At 72.5% G+C, this 26,160-nt stretch carries 25 protein-coding genes and 6 tRNA genes; 10 read left to right on the forward strand and 21 right to left on the reverse strand.

The window, feature by feature from the left end; genetic code table 11:
* Positions 1–40: 40 nt before the first annotated feature.
* A tRNA-Val gene (locus tag ACFVYS_RS17780) sits at positions 41–112 on the reverse strand.
* Positions 113–190: 78 nt separating this feature from the next.
* Positions 191–652 carry a TIGR02611 family protein gene (locus ACFVYS_RS17785; protein WP_389502991.1) on the reverse strand — a complete coding sequence of 154 codons (462 nt, stop codon included), beginning with the start codon at positions 650–652 and terminating at the stop codon, positions 191–193.
* 191 nt (positions 653–843) lie between these two features.
* Here ACFVYS_RS17785 and ACFVYS_RS17790 point away from each other — a divergent pair, with 191 nt between their 5' ends.
* Both ACFVYS_RS17790 and ACFVYS_RS17795 read left to right on the forward strand, forming a co-directional pair.
* Complete coding sequence (locus ACFVYS_RS17790; protein WP_004002642.1) at positions 844–1,257, forward strand: SsgA family sporulation/cell division regulator; 414 nt, start codon at positions 844–846, stop codon at positions 1,255–1,257.
* Positions 1,258–1,531: 274 nt separating this feature from the next.
* Positions 1,532–2,092 carry a CGNR zinc finger domain-containing protein gene (locus tag ACFVYS_RS17795; RefSeq protein WP_389502993.1) on the forward strand — a complete coding sequence of 187 codons (561 nt, stop codon included), beginning with the start codon at positions 1,532–1,534 and terminating at the stop codon, positions 2,090–2,092.
* 162 nt (positions 2,093–2,254) lie between these two features.
* Here the strand turns inward: ACFVYS_RS17795 and ACFVYS_RS17800 are convergent, their stop codons facing one another.
* Together ACFVYS_RS17800 and ACFVYS_RS17805 are read right to left on the reverse strand one after the other, a co-directional pair.
* Positions 2,255–2,407, reverse strand: a complete 153-nt coding sequence (locus tag ACFVYS_RS17800) for a hypothetical protein (protein WP_020128804.1) — start codon at positions 2,405–2,407, stop codon at positions 2,255–2,257.
* A 226-nt stretch (positions 2,408–2,633) separates the two neighbouring features.
* Complete coding sequence (locus ACFVYS_RS17805) at positions 2,634–3,080, reverse strand: hypothetical protein (protein WP_389502995.1); 447 nt, start codon at positions 3,078–3,080, stop codon at positions 2,634–2,636.
* Positions 3,081–3,344: 264 nt separating this feature from the next.
* Between ACFVYS_RS17805 and ACFVYS_RS17810 the strand changes: the two genes are divergently transcribed.
* Positions 3,345–3,893, forward strand: a complete 549-nt coding sequence (locus ACFVYS_RS17810) for a DsbA family protein (protein WP_389502997.1) — start codon at positions 3,345–3,347, stop codon at positions 3,891–3,893.
* Between the two features lie 22 nt (positions 3,894–3,915).
* On the opposite strand, the gene ACFVYS_RS17815 is transcribed toward ACFVYS_RS17810, so the two are convergent.
* The 3 genes from ACFVYS_RS17815 to ACFVYS_RS17825 form a co-directional block, all read right to left on the reverse strand.
* A complete protein-coding gene (locus ACFVYS_RS17815) occupies positions 3,916–4,740 on the reverse strand; it encodes a GNAT family N-acetyltransferase (RefSeq protein WP_389502999.1) in 825 nt (274 codons plus the stop codon).
* Positions 4,741–4,834: 94 nt separating this feature from the next.
* Entirely contained in the window at positions 4,835–5,656 is an 822-nt protein-coding gene (locus ACFVYS_RS17820) for an aminotransferase class IV (protein WP_389503001.1), read from the reverse strand.
* Positions 5,653–6,705, reverse strand: coding sequence for a chorismate-binding protein (locus ACFVYS_RS17825; protein WP_389503003.1), 1,053 nt, complete (start codon positions 6,703–6,705; stop codon positions 5,653–5,655). The genes ACFVYS_RS17820 and ACFVYS_RS17825 overlap by 4 nt, the downstream gene beginning before the upstream one ends.
* Positions 6,706–6,895: 190 nt before the next feature.
* Here ACFVYS_RS17825 and ACFVYS_RS17830 point away from each other — a divergent pair.
* The 5 genes from ACFVYS_RS17830 to ACFVYS_RS17850 all read left to right on the forward strand — a co-directional run bounded on the left by ACFVYS_RS17830 (position 6,896) and on the right by ACFVYS_RS17850 (position 7,365).
* Positions 6,896–6,968, forward strand: a tRNA-Gly gene (locus ACFVYS_RS17830).
* A 46-nt stretch (positions 6,969–7,014) separates the two neighbouring features.
* Positions 7,015–7,088 (forward strand) — tRNA-Cys (locus ACFVYS_RS17835).
* A gap of 1 nt (position 7,089) precedes the next feature.
* Positions 7,090–7,161: transfer RNA gene (locus tag ACFVYS_RS17840), tRNA-Val, on the forward strand.
* 26 nt (positions 7,162–7,187) lie between these two features.
* Positions 7,188–7,259: transfer RNA gene (locus ACFVYS_RS17845), tRNA-Val, on the forward strand.
* Between the two features lie 34 nt (positions 7,260–7,293).
* Positions 7,294–7,365, forward strand: a tRNA-Val gene (locus ACFVYS_RS17850).
* A 57-nt stretch (positions 7,366–7,422) separates the two neighbouring features.
* On the opposite strand, the gene ACFVYS_RS17855 is transcribed toward ACFVYS_RS17850, so the two are convergent.
* The 3 genes from ACFVYS_RS17855 to ACFVYS_RS17865 all read right to left on the reverse strand — a co-directional run bounded on the left by ACFVYS_RS17855 (position 7,423) and on the right by ACFVYS_RS17865 (position 9,202).
* The gene (locus ACFVYS_RS17855) at positions 7,423–7,722 is read right to left on the reverse strand and encodes a zf-TFIIB domain-containing protein (RefSeq protein WP_037735185.1); all 300 of its coding nucleotides are present in this window, start codon (positions 7,720–7,722) and stop codon (positions 7,423–7,425) included.
* 81 nt (positions 7,723–7,803) lie between these two features.
* A complete protein-coding gene (locus tag ACFVYS_RS17860) occupies positions 7,804–8,739 on the reverse strand; it encodes a phosphotransferase family protein (protein WP_389503005.1) in 936 nt (311 codons plus the stop codon).
* 268 nt (positions 8,740–9,007) lie between these two features.
* The gene (locus ACFVYS_RS17865; RefSeq protein ID WP_389503007.1) at positions 9,008–9,202 is read right to left on the reverse strand and encodes a hypothetical protein; all 195 of its coding nucleotides are present in this window, start codon (positions 9,200–9,202) and stop codon (positions 9,008–9,010) included.
* Positions 9,203–9,815: 613 nt separating this feature from the next.
* On the opposite strand from ACFVYS_RS17865, the gene ACFVYS_RS17870 reads away from it, so the two are divergent.
* Positions 9,816–11,177 (forward strand): protein kinase, encoded by a 1,362-nt coding sequence (locus tag ACFVYS_RS17870; protein WP_389503262.1) that lies wholly within the window; start codon positions 9,816–9,818, stop codon positions 11,175–11,177.
* A gap of 46 nt (positions 11,178–11,223) precedes the next feature.
* Here the strand turns inward: ACFVYS_RS17870 and ACFVYS_RS17875 are convergent, their stop codons facing one another.
* The 3 genes from ACFVYS_RS17875 to ACFVYS_RS17885 form a co-directional block, all read right to left on the reverse strand.
* Positions 11,224–11,976, reverse strand: coding sequence for an anti-sigma factor domain-containing protein (locus ACFVYS_RS17875; protein ID WP_389503009.1), 753 nt, complete (start codon positions 11,974–11,976; stop codon positions 11,224–11,226).
* Positions 11,973–12,539: an ECF RNA polymerase sigma factor SigK gene (gene sigK / locus ACFVYS_RS17880; RefSeq protein WP_389503011.1), complete on the reverse strand. Its 567-nt coding sequence runs from the start codon at positions 12,537–12,539 to the stop codon at positions 11,973–11,975. Before sigK ends, ACFVYS_RS17875 begins: the two co-directional genes overlap by 4 nt.
* Positions 12,540–12,626: 87 nt before the next feature.
* On the reverse strand, positions 12,627–13,067 hold the full coding sequence (locus ACFVYS_RS17885) for an ATP-binding protein (protein ID WP_389503013.1): 441 nt from the start codon (positions 13,065–13,067) through the stop codon (positions 12,627–12,629).
* A 381-nt stretch (positions 13,068–13,448) separates the two neighbouring features.
* On the opposite strand from ACFVYS_RS17885, the gene ACFVYS_RS17890 reads away from it, so the two are divergent.
* Positions 13,449–13,790, forward strand: a complete 342-nt coding sequence (locus tag ACFVYS_RS17890) for a hypothetical protein (protein ID WP_142269403.1) — start codon at positions 13,449–13,451, stop codon at positions 13,788–13,790.
* Between the two features lie 72 nt (positions 13,791–13,862).
* Here ACFVYS_RS17890 and ACFVYS_RS17895 read toward each other — a convergent pair whose 3' ends face one another.
* The 8 genes from ACFVYS_RS17895 to ACFVYS_RS17930 form a co-directional block, all read right to left on the reverse strand.
* Positions 13,863–14,738: a TrmH family RNA methyltransferase gene (locus ACFVYS_RS17895; protein WP_389503015.1), complete on the reverse strand. Its 876-nt coding sequence runs from the start codon at positions 14,736–14,738 to the stop codon at positions 13,863–13,865.
* A 64-nt stretch (positions 14,739–14,802) separates the two neighbouring features.
* Positions 14,803–16,035, reverse strand: coding sequence for a uroporphyrinogen-III C-methyltransferase (cobA, locus tag ACFVYS_RS17900; RefSeq protein WP_389503017.1), 1,233 nt, complete (start codon positions 16,033–16,035; stop codon positions 14,803–14,805).
* 148 nt (positions 16,036–16,183) lie between these two features.
* Complete coding sequence (gene cobT, locus ACFVYS_RS17905; protein ID WP_389503019.1) at positions 16,184–20,497, reverse strand: nicotinate-nucleotide--dimethylbenzimidazole phosphoribosyltransferase; 4,314 nt, start codon at positions 20,495–20,497, stop codon at positions 16,184–16,186.
* Positions 20,498–20,966: 469 nt separating this feature from the next.
* Complete coding sequence (cbiE, locus tag ACFVYS_RS17910; protein WP_389503020.1) at positions 20,967–22,190, reverse strand: precorrin-6y C5,15-methyltransferase (decarboxylating) subunit CbiE; 1,224 nt, start codon at positions 22,188–22,190, stop codon at positions 20,967–20,969.
* Between the two features lie 96 nt (positions 22,191–22,286).
* A complete protein-coding gene (locus tag ACFVYS_RS17915) occupies positions 22,287–22,925 on the reverse strand; it encodes a GNAT family N-acetyltransferase (RefSeq protein ID WP_267020852.1) in 639 nt (212 codons plus the stop codon).
* 169 nt (positions 22,926–23,094) lie between these two features.
* Entirely contained in the window at positions 23,095–23,922 is an 828-nt protein-coding gene (locus ACFVYS_RS17920; protein WP_389503022.1) for a MetQ/NlpA family ABC transporter substrate-binding protein, read from the reverse strand.
* Between the two features lie 76 nt (positions 23,923–23,998).
* A complete protein-coding gene (locus tag ACFVYS_RS17925) occupies positions 23,999–24,736 on the reverse strand; it encodes a methionine ABC transporter permease (RefSeq protein WP_389503024.1) in 738 nt (245 codons plus the stop codon).
* Positions 24,733–25,794, reverse strand: a complete 1,062-nt coding sequence (locus ACFVYS_RS17930) for a methionine ABC transporter ATP-binding protein (protein WP_389503026.1) — start codon at positions 25,792–25,794, stop codon at positions 24,733–24,735. The genes ACFVYS_RS17925 and ACFVYS_RS17930 overlap by 4 nt, the downstream gene beginning before the upstream one ends.
* Positions 25,795–26,160 lie beyond the last annotated feature (366 nt).

A 26,160-nucleotide genomic window follows, 5' to 3' on the forward strand; every position in this document is an offset into this window, starting at 1 on the left:
GTACGGGCTGACGCCCGAGCAGGCGGGCCGACGTTCCGGGTGGGCGATACTGGGTTCGAACCAGTGACCTCTTCGGTGTGAACGAAGCGCTCTCCCACTGAGCTAATCGCCCGGACGCAGGAAGAACATTACCCCATGTCAGAGGGTGGCTGTGACCAGGTCCGGGCCTCCCCCGCGCCTCAGCGGCGGCTCACTGGTCCTTGATCTTCCAGGGCATCTCGAGGCCGAACTTCCACAGGTAGACACCCATCAGGACGGCGATGATCACGAGCCCGATCGCGGTCAGGGTGATGTTGCGCCGGCGGACCTTCGGGTCGAGCGCGCGCTGGGCCGCCTCGGTGACCTTGCGCTTGGTCCAGCGGAGCACCAGCTGCGCCCAGACGAACTCGGTCGCCCAGATCGCCATGCCGCCGAAGATCACCACCCAGCCGGGACCCGGCAGCGGCAACATGACGATGCCGGCGCCCACCACGGCGAGGCCGATCACGAAGACCCCGACCTGCCAGCTCAGGTGCAGCATGCGGCGCGCCTTGACGAATTCGGGCGCCCTGGAGCCGAGCCCCTGGCCCTGCTGGTCCTCCGCCGCATCACCCGGCTTCGACCTGTCCGCCGTCACGACCGCCTCGCCCGACTCGTCACTCCCCGTGTTCATACAGCCTGACCTTACCCGAGAGAATCCGGTCACCGGAATGGTGGTACCGGGCGAACGCACTGTCGGCCAGAAGGGTTACGTAAAGGCACGCAAAACACTCAGAGGGGTTTACAACGGCACCGTAGGTGGCATGTCGATTTCGCCGACGTGCGAATCCCCGAGCGCACACTGAGCGAAAGGCCCTGGCGCTTATGAACACCACGGTCAGCTGCGAGCTGCACCTGCGCCTCGTTGTGTCGAGCGAGTCCTCCCTGCCTGTCCCCGCAGGCCTGCGGTACGACACGGCCGACCCCTACGCCGTGCACGCCACCTTCCACACCGGTGCCGAGGAGACCGTCGAGTGGGTGTTCGCCCGCGACCTGCTCGCCGAGGGCCTGCACCGGCCCACGGGCACCGGCGACGTCCGTGTCTGGCCGTCGCGCAGTCACGGTCAGGGCGTCGTCTGCATCGCCCTGAGTTCTCCCGAGGGCGAAGCCCTGCTGGAGGCCCCTGCGCGGGCCCTGGAGTCCTTCCTGAAGCGGACGGACGCCGCCGTGCCTCCTGGCACGGAACACCGGCACTTCGATCTCGATCAGGAGCTCTCGCACATCCTGGCGGAGAGCTAGGGCGAGGCTCACACCGAGCTGCCCGGCGCCGTCCACTCGGGGAGACGGCTCGGGCCAGGACAACCGAATAGGGCATGCGCCGACGCCGTGCCACGGGTCTCCCGTGGGGCGGCGTCGGCGTGCGCGCGGCACGTCCGGGCGGGGCTCCCCCGGCCTCGCGACGCCGGACGTCGGGGATCCGGTCCCCGAGTGGCCGTTGCTCGACGGCCCGGTGCGGCTACCATCGGCCAGCATCGGCGGGCGCTCGCCCGACCCCCAGGCCAGGGAGCGAAATGTGCTGATCACCCACGACACCCGGTGTGCGCTCGATACCGTGGTGGAACTGGTGAACACCGCACCGGAGGACGACACGACTCCGGACGCGCTGCCGGATGTCGCCGCCCTCGCGGATTTCGTGGAGAAGCACGAGATCAGTGACGTCGGCGTGCTGTCCGAGTTCGACCTGTCCGCGGTGCGCAAGATCCGTGGGCGGTTCGCCGGGATCTTCGCGGCTTCGGACCCGCGGACCGCCGCCGGACTGATCAACGAACTGGTCGCCGCCGCGGGCACCACGCCACGCCTCACGGATCACGACGGCTACGACTGGCATGTGCATTACTTCGCGCCCGGCGCCTCCGTCGCCGACCATCTGGCAGCCGACTGCGGGATGGCCCTGGCGTTCTTCGTGGTGGCCGGGGAGCAGGAACGGCTTCGGCGCTGTGAGGCCCCGGACTGCCGGCGCGCCTTCGTCGACCTCTCCCGTAACCGCTCCCGCCGGTACTGCGACAGCCGCACCTGTGGCAACCGCCTGCACGTGGCCGCCTACCGGGCGCGCCGCAAGGAGGCGGCGGGCTGAGGGCCGGCCTCACCGCGCGGGGTCCCTCTCGCGGTCCCCGGCCTCACCCGGCGATGCCCCTCGACGCCCCTTGGGCGTCCCTGAGCCGTCCTTGACCGTCCCTGGCCGTCCTTCGATGCCGACGCGGCCCCGGCGGGTGACGCCGGGGACCGCGGGTACGGCTCAGAGCAGCAGCAGATCATGCAGCGAAGCCATGAGCAACAGACACCCGATCACCGCTAGAAAGATCATCAGCGGTGGCTGGGAAAGGGCGAAGAGGCACCCGCGCGGCTCGTCCTGCGGCGGCGCGGCGTCGCTCTGTGTCGTGTCCAGCATCTCGCGGGCGATGATGACGCAGGTGACGCCCCTCGCGCGATCACGCGCCCGGAATGAGCGGGAGTGCGCCGGATTCCATGACGTCGCTGTCGTGCCGTGATCACTTCCGCGCACGGGCAGGCCGACTGTGTCGTTTCAAACGCCCGAGCCACCCCGTGGCCAGGGGTTCATCGGCCACGGGTTCAGCGGCCCCGGGTTCAGCGGCCCCGGGTTCAGCGGCCCCGGCTCATATGTTGTGCTTCTTCAGGATGGCCTCGATGTCGCTGAAGTCGTCGGCGCCGCCGGTCGGGCGGGGTGCGGCCGCGGGACGGGACGCCGGGCGGGAGGCCTGGCCCAGGGAGGGCGCGGAGGCGGCGGGGGCCACCGCCTCGGCCCGCGCGGAGCGGGCCGCCGCTCTGCGCTCCTTGCGGGTGCCGCCGCGACGGCGCTCCACGGTGCGGGTGGTGGCGAACAGGGCCCAGGCCCCGCCGAGCACGGCGAAGCCCGCCCAGGCCGTCGGGCTGAAGGCGGTGTCGGCTGCCCATTCGACGACACCGGTCATCACGAGGCCCAGCGGCACCAGGGCGTAGGCGGCGATGCGGGCGGCCGCCAGGAAGCGCTTGCGATAGGCGGTGACCACCGCGATGCCGAGGCCGGCCACGGCGGCTGCGGAACAGACGGTCTCGGCAATCATCCGGTCCTCCAGGCGTGGGCTCACTCGGGCAGAAATTCACAGCGACTCGGCACCGCGGCCGGCGGCCCCGCGCCTCGTCCCTTCCATCCTGCACCTGCGCACCGCTCGCGGGCCATGCTCCGGCCGGACATCAGGGACATCTCCGGGTCGGCTCCTCCGCAGGTGCCGGACCGACGCGTCCCTCCGGTCCGGCCGAGAGCGCCGTGGCCGGGCGACCGGAGGTCCGGATTGGGGCGGCCGGGCGGTGACTGGAAGACTGGCGTCATGAACGACTCGTCCCCGACCTCCGCCGCCGCCCCCGGTCCGGCGGCCGCCCGTCCCGCCGTCGTCCTCGACGTCTGGTGCGAGCTCCAGTGCCCGGACTGCCGCGGCGCCCTCGACGACCTGCGCGCCCTGCGCGAGCGGTACGGCGACCGGCTGGAGCTGCGGCTTCGGCACTTCCCGCTGGAGAAGCACCAGCACGCCTTCGCCGCAGCGCAGGCCGCCGAGGAGGCCCTGGAGCAGGGGCAGGGATGGCCGTACGTCGAGGCCGTGCTGGCCCGGGTCGAGGAGCTGGACCGTGGAGGAGAACCCTTCCTGGTCGCGGTCGCCGGTGAACTCGGGCTCGACGCCGAGGAGTTCGACACCGCCCTGATCGACGGACGGCACATCCTGATCGTGGACGCCGACCAGGCCGAGGGCAAGGCGATCGGCATCACCGGCACCCCGACCTACGTCATCGGCGGCGAACGTCTCGACGGCGGCAAGAGCCAGGACGGGCTGCGCGAACGCATCGAGGAGATCGCCGACCGGCTGCTGGCCGAGCAGGCCTGAGCCGAGCCCCGCGCGGGCCGGTTCAGAGCAGGTTCTTGTACATCGAGTAACCCACGGGCAGATATCCGAGGGACTCGTAGAGCCGCTCGGCCGGAGTGTTGCCGGCGAAGACGTTGAGGCCGAGAACGCGCTGGTCCGCCGCGATCGCCTGGGCCTCGGCCAGCAGCATCAGGGAACGTCCGTGGCCCCGGCCGCGGAAGGCCTCGTCGGTCTCGACGTCGTACACGAACGCCTTGTCGCCGACGAACGCCACCCAGAGCGTGCCGACCCGGGTGCCCTCCTGCTCCAGGACGCTGAACAGCATGTTCTCCGTCGCCCGGCCCTGCGGCAGCAGCAGTTCGTGGTCCCGCCGCGACCTGGCCCACGCCTCGTCCTCGGGCACCCCGCGATCCGTCCAGTCCTGGGCGTAGGACGCGACGCCGTGCTCGAACCAGGGCAGGTACTCGGCCTCCGTCATGGGCCTGCCCCGGCTGCCCCCGGGCAGCCGGGGAGCGGTGGCACCCAGCGCCTTCTCCATGCCGCGGTCGCGGTGGACGTAGCCGAGCGCCACCGCCATCCGCAGCGCGGTCCCCGCGTCGGCGGGCACCCTGACCTCGATCCGCTTGCAGCCCCAGCCCCTGGCCACCTCTTCGGCGGCCAGCGCGGCCACCGTGCCGCGCCCGCGCCCGCGGTCCGGTTCCTCGATGCGCAGGTCGGCGATCTGAGCGACACGGGGGCCGAACACGGGGGACGTCGAGAGCTGGACCGCTCCGACGGGGCGGCTGTTCACGCACACCTGGTAGTGGCGTGACAGTGCCCCGTCGGCGGCGTGCTGAAGCGGCTCGGTCGGCCGCAGGGTCGTGGTCATCAGGGGCTTTCTACCCACCCAGGCGAGCAACGTCAGCCTGTTTTCCCGGTCCTTGCGGTTCCGGTCCGGGACGTCAGGGGTGCGGGACGCGGCCCTACGGGTCGAGATCGTCGGCGGCGCGCTCGGCGAAGATCCGCATCGCCTTGGCGGTCACCGGCCCCGGCGCGCCCGGCAGTTCACGGTCGTCGACGCGGTGAACGGCCTGGACGTCCCGCAGCGTGGAGGTGAGGAAGATTTCCTCGGCCCGCTCCAGCACGTCCAGCGGCAGGTCGGTCTCCTTGGCGCCGGTCCACTCGGCGGTCAGCTCGCGGGTGATGCCCGCGAGGCAGCCGGAGGCAAGCGGCGGGGTGTGGATCTCTCCGTCCAGGACGACGAACACATTGGACCCGGTGCCCTCGCAGAGCTGCCCGACCGTGTTGGCGAACAGCGCCTCGGTGGCTCCGTGTTGGTGGGCGCGGGCCAGGGCGACGACGTTCTCGGCGTATGAGGTCGTCTTCAGGCCGGTGAGCGCGCCGCGTTCGTTGCGGGTCCAGGGGACCGTGACGACGGCCGTGGAATCGGCGCGCCGGGTGGTCTCCCCCAGGGCGACGACGAGGGTGGGGCCGTGTTCGCCGCGGTCGGAGCCGAGCGGGCCGTGGCCGCCGGTGTAGGTGATGCGCAGCCGGCCGAGCGGCATCGGGTTGGCCTCGAGGACGGCGGCGCAGGCGCGGCGGACCTCGTCGTGGTCGGGGTCCGGCAGACCGAGACCGCGCGCGGAGCGGGTCAGCCGGTCGAGATGGCGGGTCAGCGCGAACGTCACACCGTCCACCGCCTTCACCGTCTCGAAGATGCCGTCGCCCACGGTCAGTCCGTGGTCGAAGACGGAGACGCGGGCGGACTCGGTGTCCTGCAGCCCGCCGTCGAGCCAGATCTTCACGTCAGTCCCTCTCCTTCGGCCTCGTACGTTCCCGACGCTACCGCGAGCAGTCGGGAGGCCTTCAGCTCGGTCTCCTCCCACTCGGCCTCGGGGTCCGAGCCCCAGGTGATGCCCGCGCCGGTGCCGAAGCGCAGGACAGCCGCGCCCCCTGGGGCGCGGTCGATCCAGAAGGTGCGGATGCCGACCGCCAGCTCGCCGGTCCCCAGGTCGGCGTCGACCCAGCCGATGCCGCCGCAGTACGGGCCGCGCGGTGCCGTCTCCAGCGCGTCGATGATCCGCAGGGCGCTGGACTTGGGGGCGCCGGTGACCGAGCCGGGCGGGAAGGCGGAGTCGAGCAGCTCCGGCCAGCCGGCGCCGGCGCGCAGCTCGCCGCGGACCGTGGACACGAGGTGGACCAGACCCGGGTGCTTCTCCACGGCGCACAGATCGGGGACCGTCACGCTGCCGGTGGCACAGACCTGACCGAGGTCGTTGCGGACGAGGTCCACGATCATCACGTTCTCGGCGTAGTCCTTCTCCAGCAGGTCCGCCTCGGTGCGTCCGGTGCCCTTGATGGGCCCGGACTCGACGACCCGGCCGTCACGGCGCAGGAAGAGCTCTGGCGAAGCGGTGGCCGTCTCTATGCCGTGCGCCGGGAGACGAATCGTTCCTGCGTACGGCGCCGGGTTGCCGCGGGCCAGCAGGGCGGTCAGCGCGTCCACGTCGGCGTCGGACGCGACCGGCGCGGTCAGGACCCGGCAGAGGTTGGCCTGGTACACCCGGCCGGCCGCGATGTGCTCCCGGATGCGACGCACACCCGCCGTGTACGCGGCGCGGTCGAGCGATGACGACCAGTCACCGACCGAGGGCCCTCGCCACGCCCCGGGCACGGGAGCGGGCACCGGTTCCTCGCGCACGTCGGCGAAGCGCGCACAGACCGGACGGCCCTCGAAATCGGCACAGACAGCCCAGAAACCCGTGGAGTCGAGGGCCGCGGGATCGCTGGTCACGTCGAGGAGGCCGGTCGCGACACGGGTGCCGAAACGGGCGAGAGGAGGCAGGTCGAGCACGTGGTCGAGTGTATGGCGGGTCACTCGAGAGGCGGTCCGGGCATGTCCCGTACGTCGCGGCCTGGGGCCCCTGACCAGGTCGGCGAGCAGGCACAGCGCAGCACGCTGCACAAACGCGTTTTTGTACTGGCCCGGGAATCCGCTAGAGTTCAACACGTCGCCGGGACGCGAGAGCCGACCGAAACGACATGCGGACGTAGCTCAGTTGGTAGAGCGCAACCTTGCCAAGGTTGAGGTCGCCAGTTCGAACCTGGTCGTCCGCTCGCAGAAAGCAGGAAGAGGGGGATCATCCCGAACCCCCGCACTCCTGGTGGAGTGGCCGAGAGGCGAGGCAACGGCCTGCAAAGCCGTCTACACGGGTTCAAATCCCGTCTCCACCTCCAAGGACGATTAGCTCAGCGGGAGAGCGCTTCCCTGACACGGAAGAGGTCACTGGTTCAATCCCAGTATCGTCCACTGGATCTGTTCGAAGATCCGAACCCGCGCGATTAGCTCAGCGGGAGAGCGCTTCCCTGACACGGAAGAGGTCACTGGTTCAATCCCAGTATCGCGCACGCGACGTACACGCCCCTCGGGTCGTGGCCCCGAGGACGATTAGCTCAGCGGGAGAGCGCTTCCCTGACACGGAAGAGGTCACTGGTTCAATCCCAGTATCGTCCACACACATCAAGTAGCCCCCGGCCGCCTTCGCGGTCGGGGGCTTCTTGCGGTTCCGGTTCAGCTGGAGAACAGCATCCGGCCGAAGCCCTTCTGACGGTGGTGCCCGCCGTGGTGGCCGCCGTAGTGAGCGCCGCCTTGCGGAGCACCCCAGGCGGGCGCTGCCGGGGCGGCCTGGGGGTACGCCTGCGGGGCGGCCGGCGGCGGCGGGCCCGGCTGGGACCACTGGGACTCCAGGCGGGTCAGCGCCTCCAGCTCGCCGTAGTCGAGGAAGATCCCGCGGCAGTTGCTGCACTGTTCGATCTGGACGCCGTTGCGGTTGTACGTGTGCATCTGAGCGTGACACTTCGGGCACTGCATGGTTCGGCTCAACTCCTCGCCGGTCGGTGCTGTTTCGCGTACCGCCAGGACAGACACTGTCCGGCTGCGGTCGGTTGCACCCTACTTCGCCCGGCCGGCCGTCAACTGCGGGGGGACGGAACCCATTCGGGCACAGGCGTCGACCAGGCACTGCTCGACCTCGTCCAACGCCCGCCCCTGCGCGAGCGACTTCGTCACAGAACGTGCCGCCGTCTGCACGGTGAGTGCGCGCGCCGGGACGTCGAGGGCGGCCCAGGGGTCGCCGTCCGCCGGGACCGCGGGCCCGCCCTGGGCACGGTAGGCGGCGAGGAAGCGGGTCCACTCCTCGGGCGGCAGGAGACCGCAGGCGTACCAGGCGGCGGGGCGGGCGAGGTCCCAGGCCGGAACGCCGACGCCGAGATCGTCGACGTCGATCAGGCGCCAGGGCCCGTCGGGTGCCGGATGGCGGACGAGCTGGCCGAGGTGGAGGTCGCCGTGGCAGAGGGTGGTGGTGTCGGGCATGGGGGCTTCGGCGCGGGCCCAGGCGGGCAGCGCGTGCCAGGCGGCCAGGACGGGGGCGACGGCGGGGTGCGGTCCGGCCGCGCGGAGGCGGGCCACGGCGTGGGCGGCCTTGGCGGGACCGCGCATCCGCGGGAGCGCGGCCGGAGCGGGGGTGCGGTGCAGCCGGGCGAGCAGGGTGCCCGCGGCCTCCCAGGGGGCCAGGTCGGGATCGTCCGGGTCCACCGGGGTGCCGTACGGCCAGAAGGTCACCAGACGGCCGTGGAGCGCGGCCGGAGCCGGGGCGAGCGGCGGGAGGAGGATGTCGGGGAGCCGGGCGGCGAGGGCGAGGCGTGGGGTCAGTCCGGCCGGGTCGGTGTCGGGGGCGTGCGCCTTCGCGACGGTGTCGGCATGCCGGACGACGGTGGCGTCGGGGCGGTCGGCGAGGGTGGCCGCGCCGCAGGGACAGGCCGGGGTGGCCTCGTGCGCCTTGGCGCCGGCCCGGCGGGAGAGCTCGGTGAGCAGGGGGTGCGCGGTCACGGGGCTCCCTGGGCGGCGGCGTGCGGGTCTTCCTCGCGAGGGTACGCAGCCGGCGTCGGCGAAATCGCGGGGGCATCTCGGTCGCGGGCGGCCGGGAGAGGGGGCGCGGGCCGCCGGAGAAGGCGGCGCGGGTGGCCGGGAAAAGCAATGCAGGCGCAGCTCCCCAGCTGCGCCTGCATTTTTTGCCGTCCGCCGCACCCCCGTCCCCACGGGGTTTCATGGGTGGATGTCCCCGCCCGAACCGCTCTTCCGGGCCTGGGGTCGCCGCTCAGCGCCCCAGCATCACTCCCACGGACGACGCCTGTGTGGCCACTGTCTCCCAGCCGTCGAAGACGACTAGGAGCAGGACCGCCAGAGGAAGGGCCATGAGCGTCGCCACCAAGGGGTGGCGGCGGCCCGTGCGACGAGGGCGCGTACCGCGTCCCTGTGCGCGGAACGTCGTCCGCGGTGCCGTAAGAGCCATGGTCCCTCTCCTGACCTGATCAGTTGTCGTTGGCAGCGGCGGGTGTCTGACCTCGGGGGACGAGTGCTGCACCCGCCGCTTGACCTCAAATCTAGGCGCGGGGCGGCCGCCGGGCGTCATGCCCTCGTACCGATTGCCGGGCCTCCCGGAGGATGAGCCATGACCTGCGGAGTACTCCCCTGGGTGGAGAGATGGTCCTAGGTCTCAGGGTCTTCCCGGAGGGGCTCCCCGGTCCGGGCCGGACACCCCGCACCGCCTCCGGGCGTGGGGCGGGACCCGGGGCCGTGACTTCGCTCACTCCGCCGACCTCCGCCGTACCGCCGTCGTCCCGCGTCAGGCCGCCCGGCGGGCCGTCACCCCCCGGGTCGGCCTCCCGTCGCCGACGTCGGAGCCGGTCCGCGCACGGTCACCTGCCACGGGATCAATCCGCCGTCCGGGAGCGGTGGTTGGGGCCGGGTGATCGCCAAAGCGGGCCTGTTCGCACGGTCTCTGATCACCCTTCACATTCCCCGCCGGGCACGGACAATCGATCGGTACGAGAGGGCGCGGCCTCTGCGCGCGAACGGCCGGGGAAACGTAAGCTGTGCCACGTCACACGGACCGGGCAGCGGGGATGAACATGGCGATGATGCGCCTGAGGCGCGAGGACCCGCGCGTCGTCGGCTCGTTCAGGCTTCACCGACGGCTCGGCGCGGGCGGGATGGGCGTCGTCTACCTGGGTTCCGACAAGAAGGGGCAGCGGGTCGCGCTGAAGGTGATCCGGCCCGATCTGGCGGAGGACCAGGAGTTCCGGTCCCGGTTCGCGCGCGAGGTGTCGGCCGCTCGCCGGATCCGGGGCGGCTGTACGGCGCGGCTGGTCGCGGCGGATCTGGACGCCGAGCGGCCCTGGTTCGCCACCCAGTACGTGCCCGGGCCCTCCCTGCACGACAAGGTCAACGACGAGGGGCCGCTCGGGGCCGCCGAGCTGGCCTCGATCGGAGCCGCGCTGTCGGAGGGGCTGGTCGCCGTCCACGAGGCCGGGGTGGTGCACCGGGACCTGAAGCCCTCCAACATCCTGCTCTCGCCCAAGGGCCCGCGGATCATCGACTTCGGCATCGCCTGGGCGACGGGCGCCTCCACGCTGACGCATGTCGGTACGGCGGTCGGCTCCCCCGGGTTCCTCGCGCCCGAGCAGGTGCGCGGGGCGCTGGTCACCCCGGCCACCGACGTGTTCTCGCTCGGCGCCACGCTCGCCTACGCCTCGACGGCCGATTCGCCCTTCGGGCACGGCAGTTCCGAGGTGATGCTGTACCGCGTGGTGCACGAGGAGCCGCATCTGCACGGTGTGCCGGACGCGCTGGCCCCGCTGGTGCGCGCCTGTCTGGCGAAGGACCCGGAGGAGCGGCCCAGCACCCTCGATCTCTCCCTGCGTCTGAAGGAGATCGCGACCCGGGAGGCCCAGGGGCTGGCGGACGCGCGTCCTCCGGCGCCTCGGGCGGCCGAGGCGGATCGTCCGACGGGTCGGCTCTCCGACACCGGTTACCCGGAGCGCACGCTGCGCCAGCAGGCCGGACCCGGTACTCCGCCGCCGCGGAACGGGGCGCCGCCCTCGCGCGGTTCGGTTCCTTCACGAGGCGGAGCGCCTGCTCGCGGGGGCAATGCCGCGCGGGGCGGCGGTGTCTCGTCGTCGCGGTCGGGGGCCCGGCCGGCTCCCTCGCGCAACACCCGCCCCGGCAGCGGCAACCGGCCCGCGTCCCGTGGCGGGGCCCGGCGCCCGGGGCCGAGGACCACGGGAACCGGGCGGCGTCCCGCCAATCCGCGGCTGCTGCGCCAGCGGCTGTTCGTGTTCGTCGTGGTGACCCTGCTGGTCGCGCTCGGCATCGCCGTCGTCCAGGGCTGCCAGGGTCCGGCGCGCGGGCTCGGCGGCGACGGCGGCGTCGTACGACAGGAACAGCAGCACCTCCGTCCGCAGCCGGGCGAGCCCCTCGGGGACTGACCCGGAGCCGAACCCTCGGGCCGCCGGGAGAGTGGCCGGGGCCGCGTCAGGCGGTGAGGGGGATGATGCCCAGGGGCTCGGTGGTGGGCTGCGGTGAGCCGCGGGCCGGTTCGACCGTGATCCCCACGGCGACGGCGTCGGCGGGCGATCCCTTCAGGACGTGGGAGCCGTTCGGCGCGCTGCCGGTCACCAGGCCCGCCGAGCGGACATCGCCCGCCTCGGCCGCGTACCAGAGCTCGTAGACCTTGCCGCCGGTCAGGGCGGGAAGACCGTATGCGGCGAAGACCGCCCGCGCCTGGTCGAGGGAGACCACGACGGCGGCGGTGATCCCGCCGGTCAGACTTCCGGTGTGGACGGTGGCGTCGGGGGCGGTGAGGACCTCGGTGATCGCGGCGCCCGCGGTGCGGGCCTGCTGCTCGGCCCGGACCGCCCGGGTGCGCGCGTCGTCCACCTCGACGTGCTGCCGGACGGCGATGCCGCCGAGCACGGCGGCCGCCGCGATGCTCGCGGCGAGCGCGAGGCGCAGCACCCGGTGGGCGGGGGCCCGTGAGCGGTCCGGGACGCGGTCCTGACGGGTGTGCGCGACGGCCTGAAGGGTGCGGGCACGTGCCTGCGGAGTCACCGGGACGCTCTGCACCGAGGCGCCGAGCCGGGCGGTGGCCCGAAGGAGATCGGCGGCCTCCCGGCGGCACTGTTCGCAACCGGCGAGATGGTTCTCGAACGCGGACTCCTCGGCGGGCGGCAGGGCGTACAGAACATACGCGCCGACGGCCAGGTGACGATCCTCCTCAGGTGTCATGAGTCGGCCTCCAGACACGCGCGCAGTCGCCGGAGCCCCGCGCGCATTCGGGACTTCACCGTTCCTTCGGGGGTGGAGAGCGCGTCGGCGACCTCGAGGTAGGTCAGGCCCTGGTAGTAGGCGAGCATCAGCGGCACGCGCTCCTGGCGTGCCAGCGCCGTGAGACAGCGGTGGAGCCGCCGCTGCTCGTCGTGGTCCTGGACGATCTCGGCCACTTCGTCGAAAGGCCGCTGCGGCTCGAGGGTGACCGTGCGGTGCTCGCGGGCCGAGCCCGCCTGCGCGGAACGTACCCGGTCCACCGCCCGGCGATGGGCCACGGTGAGGACCCAGGCTTTCGCCGTTCCCCGCTCGGGGCTGTAGCGGTCCGCGGTGCGCCAGACCTCGATCATGACCTCCTGGGTCACCTCCTCAGCCTGCGCGACGTCCCGCAGGATCCTGCAGGCCAGTCCCATGACACTGCCGGACAGCGCGTCGTAGACGCCGGTGAACGCGTCATGGTCGCCACCCGCCACCCGGGCCAGCAGGTCCTCCACTCGGGCGTCCGGATCGAAGCTGTGCGGCAAAGCCCTGCTCCCCTCGTGCCTCGTGCTGGGTTCGGACGGCCCGCCCGCGGCGTGTGCGGAGGGAAGAGACCTGCACCGGGAGGTTCCTCACCGCTCCAGGGACGGGCCGCGCGCGGATCTCAGGTCGAGCAGGACGTGCACGGTCTTGCCGCCGATCGCGGGGACCAGCCGGATCTGTCCGCCCAGTCCGCGGATGACCCCCATGCCGAAGCCGCCGCGCTCGTCGCCGGCCGAACGGCGGTGGAGTTCGGGAAGCTCCTCGCTGCGGTCGGCGACGGCGATGTCCAGTCGGCCGTCGCGGATCGTCAGCGTCAGCAGGCAGGGACCGCAGGTGTGGCGGACCGCGTTGGTCACGAGTTCGGATACGACGAGGACCGCGTCCGGCACGCGATCGACCGGGTCGGTCGCCTTCAGCCAGCTCTCACTGACCTGACGGGCGAGGGACGGGGCCCGCCGGGAGTGCGGCAGGGCGACGGCACAACGCGCCGTCGTCGGCGGTGCCGTCGGCAGTGACGTGGTGGTGGACATGAGGGCTCCCCTGGAACGACTCGTCGGGGACGGCTTTTGTTCGCAGGGGATTCGTAGCCGCACAGCACGCGGATGCCGCCGTGTTGTACACGAAAGCCTCAGGTTCTCACCCGGCCGGGCGAGCCGGGGGGCCGCGCGTTCCGCGGCCCCCCGCCGGGATGTCCGCGGCCTTTGCGCTGCCGCGACGTTTATGCCGTTCCGACATTTTTCGGGTTTGTCGTCATCCGTCCCGCTTTCGGGTCCGAATCCCCCGCGTCCGACACAGCGAGACGAGGTCGTTCCTCCCGGATCCACACCACGCCATCGGCGCGACCGGTGGACGGGAGCGGCGTGACCTCGCCGGATGTGTTCTTCGCTCGACGTTCAAGGGAGATGTGTCCGATGACCGCTTTCCTGCGAGCCCGCCGCCTGGTGGCCGGAGCCGCCGCGACGGGCCTACTGGCCGGAGGGGCCGTGCTCGGCATGTCCGGTGCGGCGACCGCGGCTCCCGCTCCCGCTTCCGCTCCGACCGTGGTGACCACCGACCACGACGGTAAGTGCCACTGGGTGAAGGGCCACTGGGAGAAGAAGTGGGTGAAGGGTCACTGGGAGAAGAAGCGGGTCAATCACAAGACCTGGCACCACGGCCACTGGGACAACCACTACACCTACAAGTGGGTCTACGTTCCCGGCCACTGGGACCACCAGTGGGTCAAGGGGCACTGGGAGTGCCACCACCGCTGACCGCGGCCGTGCGCGGGTGAGGGCCGGAGGCGTCGCGCCGTCCGGCCCTCGTTCCACGGCCGGGTCCGATCCTCAGGAAATCCTCGGCCGGGTCGCGTAGAACGCGACGGCGGAGGCGGCCGCCACGTTGAGGGAGTCGATCCCGGCGGACATGGGGATGCGCACCCATTCGTCCGCCGCCCGCAGAGCGTACGTGGAGAGTCCGTGCCCCTCCGAGCCCAGCAGGATGGCGCTCTTCTCGAAACGTGCCGGGCTCAGCTCGTCGAGGGGGGTCGCCTTCTCGTCCGGGGTCATGGCGAGGATGTCGTACCCGGCGTCGCGCACGACGTCGAGCCCGGCCGGCCAGGCGTCGAACCGGGCGTAGGGAACCGAGAAGACGGCGCCCATCGACACCTTGATCGCCCGCCGGTAGAGGGGGTCGGCGCAGTCCGGTGAGAGCAGGATCGCCTTGATGCCCAGGGCGGCGGCGCTGCGGAAGGCGGCCCCGAGATTCGCGTGGTCGACGAATCCCTCGAAGACGGCGACGCGCTGGCCCGCGTCGTCCGGTGGTTCCACGGGGTGGTCGCCGACCCGCCCCGGGACGACGGTCCGGCGGGCGGCCTGGAGGAGTTCGGCGGCGGCCGGCAGCGGCTTGCGCTGCATGGAGGCCAGCGCGCCGCGGTGGACGTGATAGCCGGTGACCCGTTCGGCGAGCTCCGGGCTGACGGCGTAGACCGGTGCCGGGATCTCGTCGATGACATCGCGCATGACGTCGACCCACTTGGCGGAGAGCAGCATGGAGCGCATCTCGTACCCGGCGTCCTTGGCCCGGCGGATGACCTTCTCGCCCTCGGCGATGAACAGGCCCTCGGCGGGCTCGCGCTTGCGGCGCAGTTCGACGTCGGTCAGGCCGGTGTAGTCGCGCAGGCGCGGGTCGTCGGGGTCCTCAACGGTGATGAGATCGGCCACAGGGGTGATACTGCCTTGTCCTGGGTGCGGTGCCAACGGCTCGGAACGGTTGTGTTACCCGCGGTTACTCGGAGCTCCGCGAGCCGACGGCGACGACCGCGCCGACGACGATCACCGCGGGAGGCCTGACCTCCTGCGTACGGACCGCCTCGGCGACCGTCGCGAGCGTCGCGTCCACCCGGCGCTGGGCGGCCGTCGTGCCCTCCTGGACGAGGGCGACCGGGGTGTCGGGCGACTTGCCGTGCGCGACGAGCGTCTCGGCGATCTTCCCGATCTTGTCGACGCCCATGAGGATCACCAGGGTGCCGGTGAGCTTCGCGAGGGAAGGCCAGTCGACCAGGGACCGCTCGTCGTCGGGAGCGACATGCCCGCTGACCACCGTGAACTCGTGCGCGACGCCCCGGTGGGTGACCGGGATGCCGGCCGCGCCGGGCACCGAGATCGAGCTGGAGATGCCCGGCACGACGGTGCAGGCGATGCCGGCCTCCGCGAGGGCCTGGAGCTCCTCCATGCCACGGCCGAACACGTACGGGTCGCCGCCCTTGAGGCGGACGACCGACTTGCCCTGCTTGGCGTGCTCGATCAGCGCGTTGTTGATGGCCTCCTGGGCCATGAACCGGCCGTACGGGATCTTCGCCGCGTCGATCACCTCGACGTGCGGCGGGAGTTCGGCGAGGAGGTCGCGCGGGCCGAGCCGGTCGGCGATGACGACGTCCGCCTCGGCGAGGAGGCGACGTCCGCGGACCGTGATCAGATCCGGGTCGCCGGGACCGCCGCCGACCAGCGCGACCCCGGGGGTCCGGGTGCGGTGGTGGGGGGCGACGAGGGTGCCGTCGCGCAGCCCCTCGACGACCGCGTCACGGATGGCGGCGGTGTGGCGCGGGTCGCGGCCGCGGGCGTCGGTGGTGAGCACGGCGACCGTGACCCCCTCGCTGTGGCCGGTCGCCGGGGTCCAGGCGGTCGCGGCGTCGGCGTCGTCGGAGCGGACGCACCACACGCGGTGCGCCTCGGCTTCGGCGGAGGCCCGGCCGTTCGCCTCGGGGTCGCTCGTGGCGATGAGGGCGTACCAGGCATCGGCGAGGTCGCCGTCGGCGTACGGGCGCCTCGACCAGGTGATCTCGCCCGTGTCCGCCATCGCTTCCACCGAGGGCGTCGCTCCGGGGGACACGAGGTGGACGTCGGCGCCTGCCGCGATCAGCGCGGGGAGCCGGCGCTGGGCGACCTGGCCGCCGCCGAGGACGACGACCCTGCGGCCGGAGAGACGGAGGCCTACGGGGTAGGCGGGGTGTTCGGCCATGAGGGTGCGGCTCCTCGTACGGGCAGAGAGCAGAGGGTGGGCGCTGCGGCTCTGGAGCGGCCCTGACGTGCGCATTTTAGAGGTGACTTCAGCATGCGGCGGGGCCGGGGGCAGCACAAGCGCGTGCCCGCCGGCCCCTGAGTGGGCCCTACTTCTCGGTGACGCCCGCCGAATCGAACGTCGCCACCTCGTGCATCGCCCGGGCGGTGCTCTGCACCAGCGGCAGGGCGAGCAGGGCGCCGGTTCCCTCGCCGAGGCGGAGGTCGAGGTCGACCAGGGGGCGCAGGCCCAGCTTGTTCAGGGCCGCGACATGACCGGGTTCGGCACTGCGGTGGCCCGCGATGCAGGCCGCGAGGACCTCGGGGGCGATGGCACGGGCGACCAGGGCGGCGGCACCGGCGCTGACGCCGTCCAGGATCACGGGCGTACGGAGGGAGGCGCCGCCGAGGAGGAGGCCGACCATCGCCGCGTGTTCGAAGCCGCCGAGCGCGGCCAGGACGCCGATAGGGTCCGCCGGGTCCGGCTGGTGGACCTCCAGCGCACGGCGCACGACCTCGGTCTTGCGGGCGAGGGTCTCGTCGTTGATACCGGTGCCGCGGCCGGTGACCTCGGCCGGGTCGGCGCCCGTGAAGACCGAGATGAGGGCCGCGGACGCCGTGGTGTTGGCGATACCCATCTCGCCCGTGAGCAGCGCCTTGTTGCCGGCCGCGACCAGGTCGCGGGCGGTCTCGATGCCGACCTCGATGGCCTGCTTGGCCTCCTCGCGGGTCATCGCGGGGCCGGTGGTCATGTCGGACGTGCCCGCGCGGATCTTGCGGGGCAGAAGACCGGGGGTCGCGGGGAGGTCGGCGGCGACGCCCACGTCCACCACGCAGACCTCGGCGCCCACCTGGGTCGCGAAGGCGTTGCAGACCGCTCCCCCGCCGAGGAAGTTGGCGACCATCTGCGCCGTCACCTCCTGCGGCCAGGGGGTGACCCCCTGCGCGTGCACCCCGTGGTCGCCGGCGAAGATCGCCACGGCCGCGGGCTCCGGGATCGGCGGCGGGCACTGCCGGGACAGGCCGGACAGCTGCGCGGAGATGATCTCCAGCATGCCGAGCGAGCCCGGCGGCTTCGTCATGCGCTTCTGCCGTTCCCAGGCCTCGCCGAGCGCCTTGGCGTCCAGCGGGCGGACACTGGCGACGGTCTCGGCGAGCAGGTCGTGCGGGTCCTCGCCGGGCAGCGCGCGACGCCCGTACGTCTCCTCGTGGACGACCCAGGACAGCGGCCGGCGCTTGGCCCAGCCGGCCTGCATCAGCTCGGGTTCGTCCGGGAACTCGTCGACGTAGCCGACGCACAGGTACGCGACCACTTCGAGGTGCTCGGGCAGACCCAGCGCGCGGACCATCTCCCGCTCGTCGAAGAAGCTGACCCAGCCGACGCCGAGGCCCTCGGCGCGGGCGGCGAGCCAGAGGTTCTCGACCGCGAGCGCCGAGGAGTACGGCGCCATCTGCGGCTGGGTGTGCCGGCCGAGGGTGTGGCGGCCGCCGCGGGTCGGGTCGGCGGTGACGACGATGTTCACCGGAGTGTCGAGGATGGCCTCGATCTTCAGTTCCTTGAACTGCTTCGCCCGGCCCTTCGGCAGCGACTTCGCGTACGCGTCACGCTGCCGGGTCGCCAGTTCGTGCATGGCCTGCCGGGTGTCGGCGGAACGGATGACGACGAAGTCCCAGGGCTGCGAGTGACCGACGGAGGGCGCGGTGTGGGCGGCCTCCAGGACACGCAGCAGTACTTCGTGCGGGATCGGGTCGGAGCGGAATCCGTTGCGGATGTCCCGGCGCTCACGCATGACCTTCAGAACGGCCTCGCGCTCGGCGTCGTCGTACGCGGGCGCGGCGGGGCCGGTGGACTCACGGACTTCTTCCACTGCGGCCGGGCTCTCTTCCTGGTCGGCGGCCCTGGTTTCCAGGTCCTCCGGGCTCTGTGCGACATCGGGGTCGATGCCGGTCTCGGGCTCCGTGTCCGGGGTCGCCGGGGCGGGAGCGGGGTCGGCGCCTCGGGGGGCGGGGACCGTGACGGTGGGCGGGGCGGCGGCCGCCTCGGCGGTCTGCCCCTGTTCCGCCACCGGGTAGGCGGCCTGCTCCTGTGTGGGGAGCACCAGGGGGTGCGGCGGGGTCGGGGCGAGGAGCGGGGCGCTGGGCACCATGCCCTCGACCGCCACGAACCGGCCCAGGGGCTGGTCCGGCGACGCCGACCCGTCCGGCCGGTCGGGCTGCTCCTGCCGGGCGGCCACGGGGGCGGCGGGCGACGCGAGGGCGGTCACCGGCTCCTGGACGAGCTGCGGGTGCGCGTGCGGGTGCTCCTGCTGGGCCGGCTGCGGGGTGGCCGTGGCGTCCACGGCCACGGGGACCGCGACGGCCACGGGCTCGGGGACGGTCTGCGCGGGGGGCGCCTCGACGGGCGACTCCGCCGACGGCGGTTCCGGCTGCGGTTCCATCGCCGACGCCGGCTCCGATGCGGGCTCCGGTTCCGCGAGGGCTGCTGCGGGGGCGGGCTCCGACCGGCCGACCGGGGCCTCCGTCGCGAACGCGGGTTCGGCCTCGGCTTCGGGTGCGGCTTCGGCTTGCGCTGCGGGTCCGGCCTCGGGCTCGGGGGCCGTCCCGGGAACAGGCTCCGGAATGTGAGACGCGGGGGCCGCGATGTGGGCGGCCGGGGCGAGGGCCTCGTGCGGAGTCTCCACCTCCGGCAGCGGCTCGGGTTCCGTGATCGGCTCGGGTTCCGCCGGCGGTGTCGGCTGGACGTCCTGGGACGGCTCGACGGACTGCTCCGGAGCGGGCTCGGCCTGCGGGGCGGTCGGCTCGGCGAGGGCTGCCGCGGCGGCGACCTCGGCGGACGCCACGAAGGCGTCGACGAGCAGGACGGCTTCGGGAGCGGCGGCGGGCGCGGGGACCTCCGGCACGGAGGTTGCCTCGGGCGCGGGCGCCTCGGCCACCGGGCCGGGCAACTCCGGGGCGGGAGCCGCCGGTTCGGGCACGTCAGGGAGCGCATTCGCAACAGGCTCGAGGACCTGAGCCACTGCGGGCGCGGGGGTGGGCTCAGCGGAGGTCGGCTCAAGGGCCACGACGGCATCCGGCACGGGGACTTCGGCAGCGGTGCCGGGTGCGGGGACGAACTCGGCGACCGGGACCGCCTCCGCCGCGGGCGCCTCGTGGGCCTGGGCCGGTGTGTCACCGAGGCCCGCGTGAGGCTCCACGGGCTCCACGGGCTGCTGGAGTTCCGGCTGCCGCGGCTCCTCGACCGGGCTCGCCTGCCCGGCGTCGACCGCCTGAGCGAGGGTCTCCGCAACGGAGTTCGCGTCAGAAGCCTCCGTGGGTCCCGCGGGCTCTGCCGTCTCGGCGAGGTCTGCCGTCTCGGCGAGTTCCGTCACCTCGGCCTGCTCCGCCATCTCGGATGCCTGGGCCACGGCCGGTTCGGTCGGCGGGGTGCCCTCGGCGGCGACGACCGGCTGCTCCGCGTACGCGGACTCGGGGACCTGGGGACCCTGGGGGGCTTCCGGCACCTGCGCGGCGTCCACCGGCGCGCCGACGGCCGAAACGGGTGTGCCGTGGGCGGTCCCGTCGTCTCCGGAGAGGGGGACGTCGGCCGCGTCCTGCCCGGCCTGCGCGAGCGGGACGGCGGGCACCTGCTCCGCCTCCGCCATCATCGCGGCTCCGAGCAACTCGCCGGGATCGACGACCCCGTAGCCCGCGGCAGCCTGCGCCGATACGGGTGCCTCACCGCCGACGGCTTCGGTCTCCTGGGCCTCTTGGACCTCTTGGACCTCTTGGGGCTCCTGGGCCTCCTGCGGGGCGGTCGCGGCGATCGCCTCGGTCGCCACCCGGGCGACGACGGCCTGGGCCACGCCGGCCGGCTCGCGCTGCTGCGACGGCGCGACGCCCGCCGGAATAACCGTTTCCGCACCCGTGGCCCCGTACTCGACCGACGGCTGCGCGGCGCCCCAGGGAGACGCGCCCTGCGGCGGCATCTCGCGCAGGTGCGGGGTGTCGAGGTACTCGGGGCCGGACGCGGACGGGCCGGTCTGCCGTACCGGCGCGCCCGCGGGGCCGCGGTCGGCGAGGGAGCGGACCGGGCTCGCGGAGGCGTCGGGGATCGGCGGGCCGAGATGCAGCGGGCGGCGCGGGGCCGCCTGGGGCGCCGACGCGCCGGGGAGGCGGACGGCGCTGAGGTCGACCGAACCGCTGTCGCGGCCCGCCGTCTCGTGCGGGCCCGGCTCGTGCACCGTCTCGACGACCGGCTCCGGCGGGGGCGGGGCGACCTCGTTGCCCCACGCGCTCTGGGCACCCGGCAGCAGCAACAGGTCTTCGTCCTCGGCGGTGGTCTCGGAGAGGTAGGTGAACGCACCGTGCGCGGGGGCGCCCGGCTGTTCCACCATGCCTGCGCTCTCCGGCAGTCCCTCGCCCGGGACCTGGCCGGTGTCGGTCATGCGTACCCCTCGCCCATCGGTTAGTGCCTCTACGACCAGCTCACCCGGAGCGGCGCACCGACCGCCCCGTAGTGAAGAACGAGCGTCCGTGCCCAGCGGCACGAACGACCCGCCCGAAAAAGCGACAAAGCCATTCAGTGGCATTGTCCCGGCCGTAGTCGCGTCGCGACAGCGTGATCCGCGACGCCCCGCTGTGGACTGCGCCACGTTGCGCGTCCTCCGGTTCTGCCGTACCACACCCACCCCAAAAGGGATGCGTTTTCCGGACATTGACCGACGAAGTGCCGGGCGACCGGAAGCGGTACGACGATCGGCCAGCTTACCGCGCGCGGTACGACAACAGGATCACGGGGAGGGCGCAGCGGGTCACGATCGGCGGTCGGAAACGTCCTGCTCGGCGCTCGTCCGGCACAGGCCCTTCACGCCCCCCTCACTCACCCCTCACTCGCGCCCGGCCTGTCCGTCGGCCTCAGCGAGGCGACGCGGACCGGACGATTTCTCCGGTGAGGAGGAAGGCGACGCTCCGCTCCCGTTCCGTCCAGGCCCGGGTGTCGAGTTCGACGGACTGGACGAGCGAGCACTCGACGCGGTAGCCGTGCTCGGTCAGGTCGCGGCCCACGAGTTCGGCGGCGTCGCGGGTCCCGGCGTGGGTGACGATGCGCTGCGGGCGGCGGTCCGCGACGGCGGAGACCACGGCCGCTCCCCCGCCGCCGACCCGTACGACGTCGGGTTCGGGCAGGTTCTCCAGGACGTGCGGGGCGGTGCCGTGGACGATCTGGAGCTGGACGCCGTGGCGGCGCGCGGAGCTGTCGGTGCGGGCGCACGCCTCGAGGTCCCGGTCGACCGCGAGGACGGCGGCGCCCGCCCGCGCCGCCTCGGTCGCGAAGGCGCCGCTGCCGCAGCCGATGTCCCAGACGAGATCTCCGACACGCGGGCCGAGCCGGGCGAGTTGGGCGGCCCGCAGCAGCTCCGCCTCACCCTCGCCGAGTCCGCCACCGTAGGCCTCGGCGGGCAGGGCCCAGCCGCGCGGGCCGGTGCCCGGGTCGCGGCCGGCGATCCAGCCGCTGTCCCCGGAGACGACCGGCCCGGTGGGACCGCCGATGACGATGACGACGTTGGGGTCGCGCCAGGTGTGGTCGGCGGCCTTGTCGGAGGTGACGACGCTGACCTGTTCGCGGGTGGTGCCGAGTTCCTCGCAGACGACGAACGTGCGGTGCACGCCCTCCATGAGCAGGCCGAGCTCGGCGGGGCCGGCGCCCGGGGAGGTGAGGACCGCGACCTTGGTGTGGGCGCGGCAGACGTTCACGGCGCGGCGCAGGGTGCGCCGGTGGGCGACGACCACGTGGGCGTCGTCCCAGGGCATGCCGGCCCGGGCGAAGGCGGCGGCGACGGCGGAGACGGCCGGGACGACCTCGACCTCCAGGCCGAACTCGGGTGCGCGCAGGGTCCGTACGACGCCGAAGAAGCCCGGGTCGCCGTCGGCGAGGACGACCGCGGTGCCACGGTGGCCGGCGATGCGGCGGGCGGCGAGGGAGACGCTGCCGAGCCGGACGCGCTCCGCCGCGGGCGGCACCTCGGGCAGCGTCAGGTGGTGGGGGGCGCCGGCCACCAGCGTGGCGGCACCGAGGGCGGAGCGGGCCGCGGCGGTCAGCGGCGAACCGTCCCATCCGATCACCGTGACGCGGTCGGCCATCGTCGTCAGTCTCCCCCGGGGTTCACGCAGGTAGCGGGCTCCGTGAGGGTACCTGGTCGGTTGGTCACGGCAACGGTGGTGGCACCGGCGCGGGGGTCAGTTCCAGTCGGTGTACGAGGTGAAACCGCCGCTCTCCGCGAAGTGCTCCCCGGGGCCCTCCAGGTCCTCCGGGAGGAGGCTCCACACGATGTAGTCGGTGCGCACCTCGTTCCACCTGCCGTCCTCGGCCCGGGCCCGCGCTATGCAGGCGCCGCGCAGCACGCCCTCGCTGATACAGCCGATCTTCTGCGCGACCTGCTGGGAGGCGGTGTTGTCGGCGGCCGTGCGCAGCTCGATGCGCTCGAACTTCTGGTCGCGGACCAGCCATTGGGCGGTGGCGAGCGCCGCCTCGGAGGCGTAGCCCTCGCCGCGCGCCCAGGGCGCGATGATGTACGACAGTTCGGTGGAGCGGACGTGCCAGTTGGTCTTGGCGAGCTGGATGACGCCGACCAGGCGCTGGGTGAGGAACTCGGTGACGGCGAGGTCGAGGCCGCGGCCCTCGGTGCGTTCGGTGGGCGCGTACTCGGTGATCCAACGGCGGGCGGCCGCCTCGTCGTAGGGCTGGGGCACGGCCGTCCAGGCAGCGACCTGCTCGTCGTTCATCATGTCGGCCAGGGCGGGCACGTCGTCCTCGTCGAGGGGACGCAGCACCAACCGCTCCGTGCTGATGGAGATGGTGGGGAAGGTGCTCGTCATGCGCCGCTCCGTAACCTTCGAAACCTCGGGGTGTGATCTGCCGACCCGTCAGGGTCCGCTGAACTGCCCAGCATGCAGCATGTGGCCCCGGAACCACACCACGGGGTCCACACCGGATGAAGGAGTGGACCCCGGGCGCGGCGGCCGGTGCCCCGGCCGGTCGAGGGGATCAGAACGAGGCGATGACGGAGCCCGCGTACTTGTCCTCGATGAACTTCTTGACCTCGGCGGAGGTGAGCAGCTTGGCGAGCTTCTTCACCCGCGGGTCGCCCTCGTTGCCGTCCTTGACGGCGAGGAAGTTGCCGTACGGGTTGTCCGTGGCGGACTCCAGGACGAGGGCGTCCGACGCGGGCTTCAGGTCGGCCTCGATGGCGTAGTTGCCGTTGACCACGGCGGCGTCCACGTCGTCCAGGGAGCGCGGGGTCTGGGCCGCCTCCAGCTCCTTGAACTTGAGCTTCTTCGGGTTCTCGGTGATGTCCGCGGGGGTCGCCTCGTTGCCCACACCGGCCTTGAGGGTGATGAGCTTGTTCGCGGCGAGCAGCTTCAGGGCGCGGGCCTCGTTGACGCTGTCGTTGGGCACCGCGATCGTCGCGCCGCTCTTCAGGGCGTCGGCGCTCTTGACCTTGTGGGAGTAGAGGCCGAGCGGCTCCAGGTGGACCGTGACGACGGGCACGATGTGGGTGCCGTTCTTCTTGTTGAAGTCGTCGAGGTACGGCTGGTTCTGGAAGTAGTTGGCGTCGACCGAGCCGTCCTCCGTCGCCGTGTTCGGCGTGACGTAGTCGGTGAACTCCTTGACCTCCAGGTCGAGTCCCGCCTTCTTCGCCAGGTTGTCCTTGACGAAGTCGAGGATCTCGGCGTGCGGCGTCGGGCTCGCGGCGACGACCAGCGGGCCGCTGGTGTCGGAGGCGGCGTCCTTGTCCGAGCCGCAGGCGGTGAGCCCCAGGGTGAGGGCGCCGACGGCGAGGGCTGCGGTGGTGAACTTGGCGGTGTTACGCACGAAAAGTGCCTTTCCTGAGGGTGTAGCGACCCGCGTGGGGTGTGCGGGGGATCTGTGGGAGCGGCCCTGAACGGGCTCAGGCGACCTTGCTGATGTCCGCGGCGGCCGGCTCCTTGGCCTTCAGCAGGCGGAGCCTCGGCGCGGGGCCCGAGCTGCCGCCGCGGCGGTGCAGGGAGCGGGCCGCGTAGTCGCCGGCGAACTGGATGAGCGAGATGACGACGGCGAGGATCGCCACCGTGATCCACATCAGCTCGGTCTCGAAGCGCTGGTAGCCGTAGCGGATGGCGATGTCGCCGAGGCCGCCGGCGCCGACCGTGCCGGCCATGGCGGAGTAGCCGATCAGGGCGACGATCGTGGTCGTGGTGCTCGCGATAAGCGAGGGCAGGGACTCCGGCACGAGGACCTTGCGCACGATCGTCCAGGTGTTGCCGCCCATCGCCTGCACGGCCTCGACGAGTCCGCCGTCCACTTCGCGGACGGCCGTCTCGACCAGGCGGGCGAAGAACGGGATGGCCCCGATGGCGAGCGGCACGATCGCGGCCTCGCGGCCGATGGTCGTCCCGGTGATCGTGCGGGTGAAGTTCATCAGCGCGACCATCAGGATGATGAACGGCAGCGAGCGGGCGATGTTCACGACCTGCCCGATCACCTTGTTGGCGGCCAGGTTCTGCAACAGACCGCCCCGGTCGGTGAGGACCAGCAGGACGCCGAGCGGCAGGCCGCCGACGATGGCGATCACGGTCGACCAGCCGACCATGTAGAACGTGTCCCAACACGCCTGGGACAGCAGCGGCTGCATCTCGGACCAGGTCACTTGGCACCTTCCTTCAGCAGCACGGACTCCTGGGCCGCGTTCGCCGTGTCGGCTGTGTTGTCGACGATGTCGATCTGCAGGCCCTGTTCGCGCAGGAAACCGATCGGCACCACGTTGTCCTCGTAGCGGCCGGGCAGTTCGATGCGCATGCGGCCGACCTGGAGCCCGCCGACGGTGTCGATCGCGGCGCCGAGGATCGAGATGTCGATGTTGTAGGTGCGCGACAGCCGGGAGATGACGGGCCGGGTGGCGGCCTCGCCGTGGAAGGTGACGTCGACGACGGTGCGGTCCTCGCCGGTGGCGTCGCCGCCGACCGGGAAGAGCGCGCCGGCCAGCTCGGAGCCGGGGGTCGCGAGCAGCTCGCCGACCGTGCCGGACTCGACGACGCGGCCGTTCTCCATCAGCGCGGCGGAGTCGCAGATCGACTTCACCACGTCCATCTCGTGCGTGATGAGCAGGACGGTCAGGCCCAGCTGCCGGTTCAGGTCGCGCAGCAGCTGGAGGATGGAGCGGGTGGTCTCCGGGTCGAGCGCGCTGGTGGCCTCGTCGGAGAGCAGCACCTTGGGGTCGCCGGCGAGGGCGCGGGCGATGCCGACGCGCTGCTTCTGACCGCCGGAGAGCTGGGCCGGGAAGGACTTCGCCTTGTCGGCGAGACCGACCAGGTCGAGCAGCTCCAGCGCCTTGCGGGAACGTTCCTGTCCCGAGACGCCGAGGATCTCCAGGGGCAGTTCGACGTTGTCCTGCACGGTCCGTGAGGACAGCAGGTTGAAGTGCTGGAAGACCATGCCGATCCGGCTGCGCGCCTGCCGCAGCTCCTTGCCGGCCCGGGGGCCGCGCCCGGCGAGCGCGGTGAGGTCCTGTCCGGCGACGGTGACCGTGCCGGCGGTGGGACGTTCCAGGAGGTTGATGCAGCGGATGAGCGAGGACTTGCCGGCGCCGGACTGGCCGATGACGCCGTACACCTCGCCTTCGCGGACGTGGAGGTCGACGCCGTCGAGGGCGGTGACCTCACGGCCGCGCGAGCGGTAGACCTTGGTCAGACCCGTGGTGGTGATCACGTGGATTTCCGTCACTGTCGAGTGCGCGGGCGTGGGTGTGCCCGGGCGCACGGGTGCAGGCTGTCAGGGACGCGACACGGCTCTCGCTGTGGCGGGGAACCGGGGAGAAACATGTGCGCGGGGCGCGGCTACGTCATGTACGGCGGACTTGCGGCGCACGGACATGCCACGGCGTCTCGCTTCGGGGCGCGAGCTCGGAGGTGGTGCGGGGGCCCTCTAGAAGGCGCACATTCGACACATACAACGAGCACCGGGCGTCATGGTCGCCTCGGTCGCAAGGGTGCGGCTGCTCGTCGTGGTCATGAGCATCAGTAAAGCAGACGTACGGTCCTGACCGAGACCCCGCCGTCCGCATGCCGGACAGCC

The sequence above is a fragment of the Streptomyces sp. NPDC058295 genome (genome assembly GCF_042880655.1).
Taxonomy (GTDB): domain Bacteria; phylum Actinomycetota; class Actinomycetes; order Streptomycetales; family Streptomycetaceae; genus Streptomyces; species Streptomyces coriariae.

Excerpts from the sequence above, each read along its gene's own strand:
- ACFVYS_RS17785 (WP_389502991.1), bottom strand. The coding sequence starts at position 652 with ATGAACACGGGGAGTGACGAGTCGGGCGAGGCGGTCGTGACGGCGGAC.
- ACFVYS_RS17790 (WP_004002642.1), top strand. The coding sequence starts at position 844 with ATGAACACCACGGTCAGCTGCGAGCTGCACCTGCGCCTCGTTGTGTCG.
- ACFVYS_RS17800 (WP_020128804.1), bottom strand. The coding sequence starts at position 2,407 with ATGCTGGACACGACACAGAGCGACGCCGCGCCGCCGCAGGACGAGCCG.
- ACFVYS_RS17805 (WP_389502995.1), bottom strand. The coding sequence starts at position 3,080 with ATGATTGCCGAGACCGTCTGTTCCGCAGCCGCCGTGGCCGGCCTCGGC.
- ACFVYS_RS17810 (WP_389502997.1), top strand. The coding sequence starts at position 3,345 with ATGAACGACTCGTCCCCGACCTCCGCCGCCGCCCCCGGTCCGGCGGCC.
- ACFVYS_RS17815 (WP_389502999.1), bottom strand. The coding sequence starts at position 4,740 with ATGACCACGACCCTGCGGCCGACCGAGCCGCTTCAGCACGCCGCCGAC.
- ACFVYS_RS17855 (WP_037735185.1), bottom strand. The coding sequence starts at position 7,722 with ATGCAGTGCCCGAAGTGTCACGCTCAGATGCACACGTACAACCGCAAC.
- ACFVYS_RS17865 (WP_389503007.1), bottom strand. The coding sequence starts at position 9,202 with ATGGCTCTTACGGCACCGCGGACGACGTTCCGCGCACAGGGACGCGGT.
- ACFVYS_RS17870 (WP_389503262.1), top strand. The coding sequence starts at position 9,816 with ATGAACATGGCGATGATGCGCCTGAGGCGCGAGGACCCGCGCGTCGTC.
- ACFVYS_RS17875 (WP_389503009.1), bottom strand. The coding sequence starts at position 11,976 with ATGACACCTGAGGAGGATCGTCACCTGGCCGTCGGCGCGTATGTTCTG.
- ACFVYS_RS17885 (WP_389503013.1), bottom strand. The coding sequence starts at position 13,067 with ATGTCCACCACCACGTCACTGCCGACGGCACCGCCGACGACGGCGCGT.
- ACFVYS_RS17890 (WP_142269403.1), top strand. The coding sequence starts at position 13,449 with ATGACCGCTTTCCTGCGAGCCCGCCGCCTGGTGGCCGGAGCCGCCGCG.
- cobA (WP_389503017.1), bottom strand. The coding sequence starts at position 16,035 with ATGGCCGAACACCCCGCCTACCCCGTAGGCCTCCGTCTCTCCGGCCGC.
- cobT (WP_389503019.1), bottom strand. The coding sequence starts at position 20,497 with ATGACCGACACCGGCCAGGTCCCGGGCGAGGGACTGCCGGAGAGCGCA.
- cbiE (WP_389503020.1), bottom strand. The coding sequence starts at position 22,190 with ATGGCCGACCGCGTCACGGTGATCGGATGGGACGGTTCGCCGCTGACC.
- ACFVYS_RS17915 (WP_267020852.1), bottom strand. The coding sequence starts at position 22,925 with ATGACGAGCACCTTCCCCACCATCTCCATCAGCACGGAGCGGTTGGTG.